Here is a 14,495-nt window from a genome sequence, read left to right on the forward strand (position 1 = left end):
GGCGTAATCTTATAAGATTGCGTCCTTTATTGTGGTTTCGAAAACCCCTGGCTATGCCGGGGGTTCTAAAGAGCTTCAAGCGTGGTATTAAAAAAACCTCACTTCACATGGTAGGATAAAATTGGTTTCCCGACCACTTTATCTCGCCATAGAAGGAGGTATGCCCTTTGAAGGACATGAATAGTTTAGCACACACAACATGGAATTGTAAGTACCACATTGTGTTTGCACCAAAGTACAGAAGACAAATTATTTATGGAAAATACAAAAAGAGTATTGGACAGATCATCCGGGATTTGTGTGAACGAAAGGGTGTTGTCATTCATGAAGCCAATGCTTGTCCCGACCACATTCATATGTTAGTAAGTATCCCACCAAAATTAAGCGTGTCTCAATTCATGGGTTACTTGAAAGGAAAGAGCAGTCTCATGATTTTCGATAGGCATGCGAATTTAAAGTATCGATATGGAAATCGGAAATTTTGGTGCCGTGGCTTCTATGTTGATACAGTAGGCCGAAATAAAAAGCAAATACAAGAATACATTAGAAATCAGCTGGTAGAAGACTACCGAGCTGACCAGTTAACATTGTTCGAAGAGTTTGATCCGTTCACAGGAGAAAAAAATAAAAAGAAATAGAGAAATTCTTTAGAATTGGTGAGTGAATGTGGTGCAAAAGGGAAACCTTTCAGTGGGCCTTTAAGGCCAAGGCCGGTAAGAGAGGCTTTCAGCCGCAGAGCAAACCACCAGTTCACACTGGTGGTTTTGATTATTTTAGAAAAAGTCAGACTTGTAGAACTTTGACGAAAAGTAATTTTTTAAAACAAAAATTAATAAAAGCCTGATATGGCAACATTTTCCGACACAAAACACCTTGCAAGTGACAAAATTCTTCAAAAATCCCCTTTTTTACTCATAAATCATTATAAACCTTTCATTTGCTTTCTTTTTTAATAAGTTATCAATTTGACAAAATGAAAAATAGTTGACCTAAAAACTATATGTAGTATTGTTTGTGAGAAAGTAGACACTATATATTGAATAATGCATTTGAATATGATAAATTTAATCAGGAGATTTACTAGAAAGATAGAGGAGTTGGTACAATGACAGTTGTTACTGAGCAGAAGATGAGCTTAGATGTGGAGAAGCTTAATAAAGATATCAGTGCATTCCCACAAGTTCATCCTATTACAAAAGATATGAAGTTAACTCATAAGGGTGTTTCAAGACTAGTTATGCTAGATCGTTACACATTTAAAGATACGGAAAAAATCACGTTATCTGAAGGGGACTTCGTTGTCTTAACAATTAAAGAAGACCCTAAATTTCCAGCGAGAGGACTTGGGTATATCAAGTCGATTGATTGGGAAGCAAAAATGGCAAGTGTTCTAGTCGAAGAGGAGTATAAACACTCATTAGACAAGCCTGAGGAAGTGGAAACAGGAATCGTGAAACGCTCGTTAGACGTCATTGAAAAACCACTTGAAATCTTTTACGAACAAATTGCAAAAAGAAATGCAACGGGATTAGCATCAGTTGAAACAACGGAGGAAAAACGTCAAGAATGGTTTGAAAAGTTCTATCAAGAGCTTGTGAACCTAAACTTTATTCCAGCCGGCCGTGTTCTTTATGGAGCTGGCGCGGAAACAGAAGTAACATACTTTAACTGTTACGTAATGCCATTTGTGAAAGATTCACGTGAAGGAATCTCAGAGCATCGTAAGCAAGTAATGGAAATCATGAGCCGCGGTGGTGGAGTAGGAACAAATGGTTCAACACTTCGCCCACGTAATACACTTGCAAAAGGTGTTAACGGTAAATCATCTGGTTCTGTTTCATGGTTAGATGATATTGCTAAGTTGACTCATCTTGTTGAGCAAGGTGGATCAAGACGAGGTAGAGTACAATAACGCGTGCCTCGTCTATAAAAAACCTCGTGAATTGCTGGAAACTCTTTATGGTTTAAGTTATTAATTACTTCTAGAGATCTTCATAATTGAAAGGTAATTAACTAGAGGTGATTTAAAAATGATAAAACCATATGATGCATCTGAATTTCAAAAATGTAAAATATGTCATTTTCAACTATCTCATAACAAACAAGGAAGTTCACGTCACATCTAAAGAAACATGGTCTTACATTAAATGAATACCTTTTAAAACACTATTACCAAGACAATGACTTGAAATGTGCATATGAGTTATGTCGAAGGCTTGTAACATTAAGAAGAGGGAAGCCTAACAAGTTTTGTAGTATTTCATGTGGTGCTATAGGAAAACCATTAGTTTGCCAAACATGAGGTAAGAAGTTTGAGGCTAAACATAGAGGTACCAAAACCTGTAGTCAAATATGTGCACGAAAGTTAAAATCACAAAAGCTTGCTAATTGGCATCATTCAATGAGCAATGAACAAAAGCAGGAACATTTTAGGACTATAATTAATAAAACAGCAAAAACTAGAAAGTTAAATAAAACTCCTTCTTGGAATAGTGGTAAAACTGGGATTTATAGTAAAGAGACCATAGATAAGATTCGTGCATCTATATTGAAACAAATGGAAAATCAAGTCTTTAAAAAAACAACAATTGAAAGGTTAATGGAGGAGTATTTAAAGAGACTCAATATAAAATACAAATACTCTTTTGTTTTGAAAGGCAGACAATTTGATTTTCTTTTAATAGAGCATAAATTAATTATAGAATGTGATGGTGACTACTGGCATGCAAATCCAAAATTTTATCCTGAACCTATGCAGTGGCAAATACAGAGGATAAAAATAGATATTGAAAAAAATGAGATTGCCTTAAAAAACGGATTTCAAATAGTCCGTTTTTGGGAAGATGACATATTAAATAATTTTGATAATGTAAAATGCATCATACATGACTTACTGGCTACAACGTAACTGGAAACGGTAAGCGTGAATGCTTAAAAACAGTAAGTGGATAAAGACAATCAGCAGCCAAGCTCCTATTATGGAGAAGGTTCAACGACCATCGAAAACACGTCATACATGGCGAAAGTGAGTAGAGTAGGGATTAAGTGATCCCGAAGTGCGAGGGCACTCAGATAGAGTGTAAGATATGGTCTGAACTCTAAGGTGACTTAGAGAGTTGATCTAACGAATCAACGTAACATTTTTATAAGGCGCAAATGATCATGCTGGCAGACTGGCATCCAGACATCATAGAATTCATTATCTCAAAAATGCAAAACCCAAGAATTTTACGTTACCTAATTGAAAACACAAACGATGAAGCGATTAAAAAATACGCTCAAGATAAATTAAAATTCACACCACTAACACAACAAGAAATTGATATGTATCAAGGAATTGTGAACTACAAGCAAATTCCGGGCACAGGTGGATTTAGTGAAAAGATTATTAAAGACGCAGAGTTAAAACTACGTACTGGCGGCACTTACAGTGTTCATAATTCAGAGTTTTTAACAGGAGCAAATATTTCTATTACACTAACGAAAGACTTTATGGACGCTGTAGAAAATGATGCCGAATATGAGCTTCGATTCCCAGATGTAGAGAGCTACACTCAGCAAGAAATGAACGAATACAATGAAAACTGGCACAAAGTTGGGGATGTACGTGAATGGGCAGGTCTTGGCTACAAAGTTCGTACGTACCGCAAAATTAAAGCAAAAGAGCTTTGGAACTTAATTAATATTTGTGCAACTTATTCAGCAGAGCCAGGTATTTTCTTTATAGATAATGCAAACGACATGACAAATGCTAAAGCATATGGTCAACAAGTTGTTGCGACAAATCCGTGTGGTAAAGTGGCTTAGTTTGCCTCACGTTAAAAACTGCGGAATAAAGCGGGAAGGCTGAGATGCTAATCCGAACCGAAGGCTGAATGTAAAGATTTAGTCAGGGGCAACGCATAGACGGTGAACCTCAGAATGAGAATATAATCCGTCCACGAGGCCGCAGCATGACACACTTAGTTTTATATTTATATCATTATAAAAATGGTATTGGGGTGATTTGCATGAATAGAGGGTATGCTGGATTTTATAAGAACTATTATCTTAGGAGTTCTTATGAATACGCCTATGCAAAATATCTCGATTTTCACAAAATACCATGGAGTTATGAAGACCATTCCTATGATATAGGATATAAAACTTATAAACCTGATTTCTTTTTCTACGATCAAAATGGAAAACTTGAGAAGATAGTCGAAATTAAGTCCAGAAATGAAAATGTATTAATTGAGGCCAGAAAGGCATTAGATTGTATTAAGGCAATATATAACGTCGATTTTGAGCTTATTACCTATAAACATCTGTTAGAATTATATAAACCTTTACCTTTTTCTTTAACATCCACAATAGACGAATGGATAAAATCTGAAAAAACGACCATTAATAAAACTGCACATGGTAAGCTTAACGCTCACTATAACTTAAAACATAGTGAAAATGCCAAGAAGAAAATAGGGGAACACACTAGAAAGTTGTGGGCCTCTGAAAGTCTCGCAAAGAAGAAAATGCTAGAAGGATTAAAGAAAAGTGGAATGAAAAAAGGATATATTCGAGTTGCGAGAGTACAAAGAAAATGTATTGAATGTAATAAAGAATATGAGGTGTTATCTACTTCACCTAAGAAATATTGTAGTAGAACATGCTCAGGAAACTCCGCTATCCGAAATGCAACAGTTCAATACATGGAAAAACGAGAATCTATCCACAAAGGTATAAGGGATTATGTTATAAGATGGTCAATCGACAATAAGGATATAGTTTTAGGAACACCCCTTAATAAAATTAAAACTACTATTTCTCAATTAATACACGATATCCAAAGTAAGTTTGGAGTGAAGGACATCAGAGTCATCTCAAAAGCTGTTTTTGGGGAAGACCGTGGAAGAAAAGAATTGATTAGGTTTATGAAAAAAGTGTGTAATGAAAAGATATGCTGAACTTGCGGGAATAAAACCGTAAGAACTATCGGATAAAAAGCCGATAGGATAACAAAAACTGGAACAACCACTCGCACCATATTCCGTTTGTAACTTAGCAGCTGTAAACCTAGCGGAAATGGCAAATAAAGAAACAAAAACAGTTGACTTCGAAAAGCTTAGAAAAACAGTTGAAGTTGGCGTTAGAATGCAAGATAACGTAATCGATGCAACTCCATACTTCTTACCAGAAAACAAACATCAAGCTCTAGGTGAGCGTCGTGTCGGTCTTGGTGTAATGGGTCTTCATGACTTACTAATCTATTGTGAAACAGAGTACGGTTCTGAAGAAGGTAATCAGTTAGTAGATAAAGTATTTGAAACGATTGCTACTACTGCATACCGTGCATCTATTGAACTTGCTAAAGAAAAGGGAAGCTTCCCATTCTTAGCTGGTGAACAAGAAGTAGAAACAAATCGTTTAAGAGAAGCATTCACACAAACAGGCTTTATGAGCAAAATGCCTGAAGATATTCGTGAAGGTGTAAAAGAATACGGAATTCGTAATTCACATCTATTAACTGTTGCTCCTACGGGATCCACAGGAACAATGGTTGGCGTCGCAACAGGCCTTGAGCCTTACTTCTCATTCTCTTACTTCCGTAGCGGGCGTTTAGGGAAGTTCATTGAAGTAAAAGCGGATATCGTTCAAGAATATTTAGATCAACATCCAGAAGCAGATGCGAATAACCTACCATCATGGTTCGTATCAGCAATGGAATTAGCACCGGAAGCACATGCTGACGTACAATGTGTTATCCAACGTTGGATTGATAGTTCAATCAGTAAAACTGTAAATGCTCCTAAAGGTTACACAGTTGAGCAAGTTGAAAAAGTGTATGAGCGTTTATATAAAGGTGGAGCAAAAGGCGGTACTGTTTATGTAGATGGTAGCCGTGACACACAAGTTTTAACATTAAAAGCAGAAGAAAATACGTTTGATGATAGTGACGAAGAAGTTGTTCCGAAAGAAAAAGGGAAAGTAGTACTTGTAGATACTATAAATGACCTTCGTTCAACAGACGTTACAATTGGTAATGAAGTAGGAAACACTTGCCCGGTTTGTCGTGAAGGTACGGTTGAAGATTTAGGCGGCTGTAACACATGTACGAGCTGTGGAGCACAATTGAAGTGCGGGTTATAATATGAACTTTTAAAAAGGATCTGACCATGTCAGGTCCTTTTTATATGAGGATGAGTGAAATTCATCATGTCGAAAAATGGTGAATTTTATCTAATCGAAGATACTATCCCAATAATCGTAGATAAATCTCAGGAATCGTAGATAAAATGGACAAAATCGAAGATAAACTCCTCATAATCGAAGATAAAAGAACCTGGCAACAGATTTTAATGTCATTTCATTTAAATCCACTACCTGAAAATGCCATAGAAATGAGCAATCAAGTTATTTTCTCATGGAGAATTTGTTCTATACTAGGATCACTCATGAAATTGGGAGTGCTTTCCTAATATTCCTTGTCATTACCTTTAAACTCATGTAAAATTGTAATGATTTCGTTAAAAAAGATCGGCAATTCTGGAGGGGACTACATGCCAACACCTAGTATGGAAGATTATATCGAACAAATATATTTACTTATTGAAGATAAAGGATATGCACGTGTTTCTGATATTGCAGAAGCATTGGCTGTTCATCCCTCCTCCGTCACAAAAATGGTTCAGAAATTAGATAAAGATGAGTATTTAATTTATGAGAAATATCGCGGACTCGTGTTAACGAATAAAGGGAAGAAAACAGGAAAACGACTAGTTTATCGCCATGAGCTGCTAGAGCAGTTTTTAACTATTATCGGCGTTGATCAAGATAAGATATATAATGATGTTGAAGGTATTGAGCATCATCTAAGTTGGAATGCAATCGATCGAATTGGAGATCTTGTTCAATATTTTGAAGAAAAAGAAGAGAGAATTCAATCACTACGGAATATCCAAAAAAATAATGAAGAGTAAGAAAAAGCGGTGAATGATAGTTAATCTACATTCACCGCTTTTTTGTTTGTCCAAAAAGATACTTGGTATAAAAAGTAACCAACTCCTTGTCTGTGTAAAGAAACATTGTAATGATAAGAAAGGTAAAATCATTATTAATGTAGTGGGATATTATTTTAATTATTATCCTGAGAAAGAATTAGAAGCTTTTTTAAAAAAAAGGTGGCGCGAGGGTGTGATCCTTTTTCTGCAATATCCCTTAATGTGTTTAACTCTTTAACGCAAGCTAGCAGTAAAGGTTTAAAGTGGTGATATCGAAATATGTCGAAAGAAAGTTCTTTCGATACGACAAAAAGCGACAATATTAGAATATTTTTTATGTGATAATATTCACTACTTTCATTATATTTTAATAATTTAAAATTTTAACAAGATAATTGGTAGGTGATCAAATGAGTAAAGAACCTATACTTCAAATAAGAGATTTAAAGGTATCCTTTCGTTCTGAAAAAAAGCTGGTCCCAGCAGTTGATGGAATAAGTTTCGAGTTAAATAAAGGCGAAATCTTAGGGATTGTTGGAGAGTCGGGAAGTGGAAAGAGTGTTACATCATTGTCAACAATGGGATTAATACCTAGCCCTCCTGGTGTGATTGAGCATGGTGAAATATTATTTGAAGGTAAAGACTTAACAAAATTTAGTGAAAAAGAAATGCGAGGCATCCGAGGGAATCAGATATCGATGATCTTCCAGGAGCCTATGACTTCATTAAACCCATTGTTTACAATAGGCAATCAATTAATTGAAGCTTTAAAGTTACATACAAATCTAGCGAAAAAAGAGGCAAGACTGCGTGCAGTTGAATTGCTTAAGTTAGTTGGAATACCAAGAGCAGATGAAATCGTTAATGATTATCCACATCAACTCTCCGGGGGGATGAGGCAAAGGGTAATGATTGCGATGGCGATGGCCTGTAATCCGCAAGTCTTAATCGCGGACGAACCTACAACTGCTCTAGATGTTACGATACAAGCCCAAATTCTATCTCTTATGAAAGATTTAAATGAAAGAATGAATACATCAATCATTTTTATTACTCATGACTTAGGAGTAGTGGCAGAAGTATGTGATAGGGTAATTGTTATGTATTCCGGTCAAATTGTCGAACAAGGTGACGTAAAAACAATCTTGAAAAATCCTAAACATCCATACACAAAGGGATTAATTAAATCGGTCCCTGATATTCGAGGGAAAAAAGATCGGTTATACAGTATACCTGGTAATGTTCCACGACCTGGAAGTATTATAAACGGATGTCGTTTTGCAGCAAGATGTGAGGAAATGTTTGGTCAATGCCAAGAAGAAACACCTCAACTATATAAAATGGAAAAAGAAGATCATAATGTTCGATGCTTTTTGCATAGTGGAAAGGAGGAAGTAGAGAAAAATGACAGAGTTACTTCTTCAAGTTAACGGGTTAAAAAAGTATTTCCCTATAAATGGTGGATTACTTGGCAAAAAGCAAGGTGAAGTGAAAGCGGTTGATGATTTATCTTTCTTCGTTAAAAAGGGCGAAACATTAGGAATCGTAGGTGAAAGTGGTTGTGGGAAATCTACAACAGGCCGATTGCTTATGAGATTAATAGAAGCTAGTGACGGAAGCATCATTTTTGAAGATAAAGATCTTAGGAACCTGTCTAAAACAGAATTAAGAAAAACACGAAGAGACATACAAATGGTTTTCCAGGATCCTTATGCTTCTTTAAATCCGAGACATTCTATTGAAAAAATTTTAGAAGAGCCCCTTATTGTACATGGAATTGGTTCAAAAGAAGAGAGAAAGAAACGAGTTCAAGAGATGTTAGAAATCGTTGGCTTGAGCAGCTACCATGCAAGAAGGTATCCACATCAATTTAGTGGTGGACAACGTCAAAGGATTGGTATTGCGAAAGCGCTTATGACAAAGCCTAAATTAATTATCGCCGATGAGCCGGTGTCAGCATTGGACGTATCCATACAAGCCCAGGTACTAAACTTAATGAAAGATATACAAAATGAGTTTCAACTTACCTATATCTTTATTGCTCATGACCTTGGTGTTGTTCGTCATATTAGTGACCGAGTGGGTGTTATGTATTTAGGTAGATTAATAGAGTTATCTGATAGTGAGGAACTTTATACGAACCCGATGCATCCTTATACAAAGGCACTATTATCTGCTGTACCTATCGCAGATCCAGAAAATAATCGTGAGAAAATTACGATTACTGGTGAAATACCAAGTCCATCGAATCCTCCTGCAGGATGCGCCTTTCATACAAGATGCTCAGAATGTATGGACATTTGTAAAACAACTCGACCAGAATATAAAAATATAAATGGTCATTTTGTTGCATGTCATTTATACAATGACTAACATGCAGCATTTATGATAAATAAAAAAAATGGGGGTAAGAAAGCGAATGAAAAACAAATCACTCAAGCTGCTACTTATTTCACTATTAGCGATTAGTATGCTTCTAGTTGGATGTAGTGGTAACTCAAACGAAAAAGCTGGTGGCGAAGGACAGTCTTCTAGCGAAGGAGAGAAAAAGGATACTTTAGTTTTTGGACGTGGGGGAGATTCGACATCTCTTGATCCAATTACAACAACTGAAGGTGAAACATTTAAAGTAACTGAAAACATTTTTGAAACCTTAGTTGAATATGGAGAGCAAGATACAACACTTCACCCAGGACTTGCAGAGTCATGGGAAGTTTCAGAAGATGCTCTTACATACACATTAAAGCTACGTCAAGGTGTTAAATTCCATGACGGTACAGATTTTAATGCAGAAGCAGTTGTTTTTAACTTTGAACGTTGGATGAATGGAAATGCAGATGATTTCCCTTACTACACAATGTTTGGTGGATTTAATGGTGAAGAAGGGCATGTTATTGAATCTGTTACAGCTGTTGATGATTACACAGTTGAATTTGTTCTAAACCGCCCACAAGCTCCATTCTTAAAGAACTTAGCAATGTCTCCATTCGGAATTGCTAGTCCGAAGGCTATCGAGGAGTCTGGTGACAAATTTAGAGAAAATCCAGTTGGTACGGGTCCATTTAAATTTGTAGAGTGGAAACAAAATGATCGTATTGTACTTGAAAAGAATGATGATTACTGGTTAGAAGGTTTTCCTAAGTTAAAGCAAGTTATTTTCCGTGTTATTCCTGAAAACTCTGCAAGATTAAATGCTTTAACAAATGGTGAGATCGACCTTATGGATGGATTAAATAATTCAGATGAAGCAACAATTACAGGTAATGATCAGCTTCAATTAATTGAACGTCCATCAATGAACACTGGATACTTAGGATTTACAGTAAATCGTCCTCCATTTGATAATAAACTTGTACGTCAAGCATTAAATCATGCAATTGACAAAGAAGCCATTATCGAAGCATTTTATGGTGGGAAAGCAGAAGTTGCAAAAAACCCAATGCCACCTTCTGTTGAAGGATATAATGATGAGATTGAAGCATATCCTTATGATTTAGAAAAAGCAAAAGAACTATTAGCTGAAGCAGGCTATGCTGATGGATTTGAAATGGATCTTTGGGCTATGCCAGTAGCACGTCCTTACATGCCTGAAGGAATGAAGGTAGCAGAGGTTATCCAAGCATCATTTGCTGAGATTGGCGTTACAGCTGAAATTCAATCAGTAGACTGGGCAACTTACTTAGATAAAGCTGCTAAAGGTGAGTTCGACGCGTACATGTTAGGTTGGACTGGTGATAATGGAGATCCAGATAACTTCTTATACACGCTTTTAGACAAAGATAGTATTGGAAGTAACAACTATTCTTATTACAGCAATGATGAGCTTCATGATGTATTAATTAAAGCTCAAACTGAAACTGATCAAAATACAAGAAATGATTTATACAAACAAGCTCAAGAAATCATTCATGATGATGCACCATGGGTTCCATTGGTTCACTCAACACCGTTATTAGCGGGAACTAGTGATTTAGTAAATTATTTACCACATCCAACTGGTTCTGAGGCATTAACGAAAGTTGAATTTAAATAATCATGTAAAGAAAGGGGAGCTTTGTCTCCCCTTTTGTTAAGCAAAATATTGATAGTTTCTACAAAAAGAGGTGAGCAATATGTTTTCTTATACAGTCCGTCGTGTTTTTTCACTTATACCCGTATTGTTTGGAATGACATTAGTTGTGTTTGCAATCATACGTGCTATACCAGGTGATCCAGCGCAGGTTATTCTTGGACAAAAGGCTACGAAAGAGGCCATTGCTACATTAACGACAGAACTAGGATTAGATAAACCATGGTATATCCAATATGTGGATTATATAAAAGCACTTTTGACAGGAGATCTTGGAACCTCACTTAGAACAAGAGGTCCAATTAATGAGGAAATTTGGCCGTACTTAGCTGCAACGATTGAACTAACAATTGTGGCAATGATAATCGCTATATTTATAGGGGTAAATGCAGGTATTATTAGTGCATGGTTCTCAAATTCATGGTTTGATTATTTAGCTATGATCTTGGCGTTAGTTGGTGTATCAATGCCAATTTTCTGGCTTGGTTTAATGGAGCAATGGGCGTTTTCGATAGAGTTGGGTTGGTTGCCTTCAACAGGAAGAGAAGATGTTAGGAACCCGATAACCGCCATAACGAATATTTATATGATCGATACCTTATTACAAGGCAGGACAGATCAATTTGTTCAGGTACTACAGCACATTATCCTTCCGAGTTTGGCATTAGCTACAATACCGATGGCGATCATTGCAAGAATGACTCGTTCTACGATGTTGGAAGTAATGAAATCGGATTATATTCGTACAGCTAGAGCAAAGGGTCTAAGAATGTTCTGGGTTGTTTATAAACATGCTTTAAAAAATGCTATTATTCCAGTTTTAACTGTAATCGGTTTGCAAACAGGTTTGTTATTAGGTGGAGCGATTTTAACAGAAACGATTTTCGGTTGGCCTGGAATTGGTCGTTATTTATACGATGCAATCGGTTATCGTGACTATCCAGTAATACAATCAGGGATCTTAGTTATTGCAGCTATTTTTATCTTAATCAATTTAATCGTCGACTTATTATATGCTGTCGTTGATCCACGTATAAAATATCATCAATAATAAGAATGGGGGGATAAATCGTGGCAGAGTTAGCAAAAAACACTCCAAATCCTTTAAATACAGCTGTAGAGGAAGAAGTAACACCACCTTGGAAAGAGGCGTGGAGATCCTTCTGTAAAAACAAATTGGCACTAGTTGGCCTTGGAATTGTTATCTTTTTTATCATTCTGGCCATACTTGCGCCTGTTATTGCTCCTTATGGCTTTAAGGAACAGGAATTGTCAAAACGACTGTTAGCACCATCAAGTGAGCATTGGTTTGGAACAGATGATTTTGGGCGTGATATTCTCTCGAGAATTCTCTATGGTGCTCGAATTTCACTATGGGTTGGTTTCTTTTCTGTGTTAGGTTCTGCAATTTTTGGTACACTTTTAGGAATTATTGCAGGCTATTATGGACGCTGGGTAGATTCAATTATTTCGAGAATTTTTGATATTATGCTTGCTTTCCCTAGTATTTTATTAGCAATAGCTGTAGTGGCTATCCTTGGACCATCTTTACAAAATGCTTTAATTGCAATTGCTATTATAAATATTCCTAACTTTGGTCGTCTTGTTCGATCAAAGGTTTTGAGTGTTAAACAAGAAGAGTATATTATGGCAGCAAGAGCAGTAGGTATGAAGGATAATAGAATTCTATTTAGACATATATTGCCGAATAGTATGACACCGATCATTGTACAAGCAACACTAGCTATAGCAACTGCTATCATTGAAGCAGCGGCTCTAGGTTTCCTTGGATTAGGAGCACAAGCACCAAATCCGGAGTGGGGAAAAATGTTGTCAGATTCTAAGCAGTACCTTGTACAAGCGCCTTGGACGCTTTTCTTTCCTGGATTGGCGATCATGTTAACCGTTTTAGGATTTAATTTAATGGGTGATGGTTTAAGAGATGTTCTTGATCCAAAAATGAAACAATAATATTTAGAAAAAATCCCTTTTGTTGAAAAGGGTTTTTTCTTTGTGTTCATATTTTGAAGCTAGTTATTTTAAAAGGGTTGTCTCTAGATTTCTGTACATTGAGTTAATGATGACCCCTAAATCATGATTGATGGTCTATTTTCATTTGCCCGCTCTTACACTATAAGAGGGAAGGGGAGAGGCCGATTGAAAATTGATGGAGTTTTCTCAGGTGGTGGTATTAAAGGGTTTGCTCTCATTGGTGCCTATCAGGTAATTGAAAAAAGGGGTTATCAGTTTAAAAGACTTGCTGGTACGAGTGCAGGTTCTATTATTTCTGCTTTTATTATTGCAGGATATACAAGTGATGAAATATTAAAGATAATGGATGAAGTAGATTTGAAAATGTTTTTAGATGAACGAAAATTTCTTCTGCCTTTACCATTTACAAAATGGCTCTCATTATATTGGAATCTAGGGTTATATCGAGGCAATAAATTAGAGGAATGGCTATGTCAGAAATTAAGGGACAGAGGTATTTCTACGTTTGCTGATATAGCACCAGGGAGTTTAAGAGTTATCGCTTCTGATTTAACTAATGGAAGGTTGATGGTCATACCTGATGATCTCCATCAATACGGTATTAATCCACAATCCTTTTCAGTGGCAAAGGCCGTGCGCATGAGCTGTAGCTTACCTTATTTTTTCGAACCTGTTAAGTTGAATACTTCTAAGGGAGCTACTATTTTTGTAGATGGAGGAGTTCTTAGTAATTTTCCAATTTGGCTATATTATCACCAAGATAAGCCGTATAAAACAAGGCCTATTCTTGGCATAAAGCTTAGTTATAGTGAAAAAGAGCGACCAAAAAAGAAGATTAATAATGCTATTGATTTATTTGGAGCATTATTTGAAACAATGAAGGAAGCACATGATGGGCGGCATATTTCAAGACGACATGAAAAAGATATTGTGTTTATCCCTGTTGAAGACATTGTAACAACAGAATTTGAATTAAATGAACAAAAAAAACTAGCCCTTATAGAGCTAGGTAGAAACAGAACCGACGAATTTCTAAAGAAGTGGTCTTTTTAGAAAAACGCTCTGTTTTTCTTTTTGCCTTTTTTTCCTTCAATGACAGTTAAATGTGAAGGAGTTTGTTTTTTCTTTTTGATTGCAGAGGATTTTCTTGCTTTTTTAGCTTGTGAAATGTTTTTGACATTAGAAGACTTAGTGCTACGGTCGTCAAAACGTCTTTTAGATTGCTTTGCAGCTTTCATATAAGAGGAATGTTCTCTGCCCATTCTTCTTCTTGAAAATAATCGATAAACAAGATAGATTAAACCAGCAATAGCAGCATAGATGGCGATTTGTTTCAAAAGCCATACAGGATCAGATACTAAGGTTGTAATAAAACCAATAACCCCTAAAGAGATAACAATCATGACAATCCAATTCACACGACGATTCATTTGACCACCTCCAAGAAAAGATACCAA

11 protein-coding genes and 3 pseudogenes are annotated in these 14,495 nt (G+C 36.2%); 13 read left to right on the forward strand and 1 reads right to left on the reverse strand.

Features of this window, described 5'->3' with window-relative positions:
• Positions 1-176: 176 nt before the first annotated feature.
• From tnpA to COD11_RS06845, 13 genes and pseudogenes are all read left to right on the forward strand, one after another.
• Positions 177-638, forward strand: a complete 462-nt coding sequence (tnpA, locus tag COD11_RS06770) for an IS200/IS605 family transposase (RefSeq protein WP_098796075.1) — start codon at positions 177-179, stop codon at positions 636-638.
• Between the two features lie 467 nt (positions 639-1,105).
• A pseudogene (locus COD11_RS06780) lies at positions 1,106-1,900 on the forward strand (ribonucleotide reductase N-terminal alpha domain-containing protein); the annotation flags it as partial.
• Between the two features lie 501 nt (positions 1,901-2,401).
• Positions 2,402-2,908 (forward strand): endonuclease domain-containing protein, encoded by a 507-nt coding sequence (locus tag COD11_RS06785; RefSeq protein ID WP_098796004.1) that lies wholly within the window; start codon positions 2,402-2,404, stop codon positions 2,906-2,908.
• Between the two features lie 251 nt (positions 2,909-3,159).
• Positions 3,160-3,798: pseudogene (locus tag COD11_RS06790) on the forward strand (hypothetical protein); the annotation flags it as partial.
• 212 nt (positions 3,799-4,010) lie between these two features.
• Complete coding sequence (locus COD11_RS06795; RefSeq protein ID WP_098796006.1) at positions 4,011-4,943, forward strand: PDDEXK family nuclease; 933 nt, start codon at positions 4,011-4,013, stop codon at positions 4,941-4,943.
• A 61-nt stretch (positions 4,944-5,004) separates the two neighbouring features.
• A pseudogene (locus tag COD11_RS06800) lies at positions 5,005-6,126 on the forward strand (hypothetical protein); the annotation flags it as partial.
• Between the two features lie 410 nt (positions 6,127-6,536).
• Positions 6,537-6,956, forward strand: a complete 420-nt coding sequence (gene mntR / locus COD11_RS06810; RefSeq protein ID WP_098796009.1) for a transcriptional regulator MntR — start codon at positions 6,537-6,539, stop codon at positions 6,954-6,956.
• A gap of 431 nt (positions 6,957-7,387) precedes the next feature.
• Positions 7,388-8,407: an ABC transporter ATP-binding protein gene (locus COD11_RS06820; protein ID WP_098796011.1), complete on the forward strand. Its 1,020-nt coding sequence runs from the start codon at positions 7,388-7,390 to the stop codon at positions 8,405-8,407.
• On the forward strand, positions 8,382-9,350 hold the full coding sequence (locus tag COD11_RS06825; protein WP_098796012.1) for an ABC transporter ATP-binding protein: 969 nt from the start codon (positions 8,382-8,384) through the stop codon (positions 9,348-9,350). The genes COD11_RS06820 and COD11_RS06825 overlap by 26 nt, the downstream gene beginning before the upstream one ends.
• Before the next feature lie 46 nt (positions 9,351-9,396).
• Positions 9,397-11,010: an ABC transporter substrate-binding protein gene (locus COD11_RS06830; RefSeq protein WP_098796013.1), complete on the forward strand. Its 1,614-nt coding sequence runs from the start codon at positions 9,397-9,399 to the stop codon at positions 11,008-11,010.
• 79 nt (positions 11,011-11,089) lie between these two features.
• Positions 11,090-12,097 carry an ABC transporter permease gene (locus COD11_RS06835; protein WP_098796014.1) on the forward strand — a complete coding sequence of 336 codons (1,008 nt, stop codon included), beginning with the start codon at positions 11,090-11,092 and terminating at the stop codon, positions 12,095-12,097.
• 20 nt (positions 12,098-12,117) lie between these two features.
• On the forward strand, positions 12,118-13,017 hold the full coding sequence (gene nikC, locus COD11_RS06840; RefSeq protein WP_098796015.1) for a nickel transporter permease: 900 nt from the start codon (positions 12,118-12,120) through the stop codon (positions 13,015-13,017).
• Between the two features lie 186 nt (positions 13,018-13,203).
• Complete coding sequence (locus COD11_RS06845; RefSeq protein WP_098796016.1) at positions 13,204-14,091, forward strand: patatin-like phospholipase family protein; 888 nt, start codon at positions 13,204-13,206, stop codon at positions 14,089-14,091.
• Here the strand turns inward: COD11_RS06845 and COD11_RS06850 are convergent.
• A complete protein-coding gene (locus tag COD11_RS06850; RefSeq protein ID WP_098796017.1) occupies positions 14,088-14,468 on the reverse strand; it encodes an SA1362 family protein in 381 nt (126 codons plus the stop codon). The two genes, COD11_RS06845 and COD11_RS06850, sit on opposite strands and share 4 nt — an antisense overlap.
• Positions 14,469-14,495 lie beyond the last annotated feature (27 nt).

It is taken from the genome of Bacillus sp. AFS040349 (assembly GCF_002577655.1).
In the GTDB taxonomy this organism is placed as follows: Bacteria; Bacillota; Bacilli; order Bacillales; family Bacillaceae; genus Metabacillus.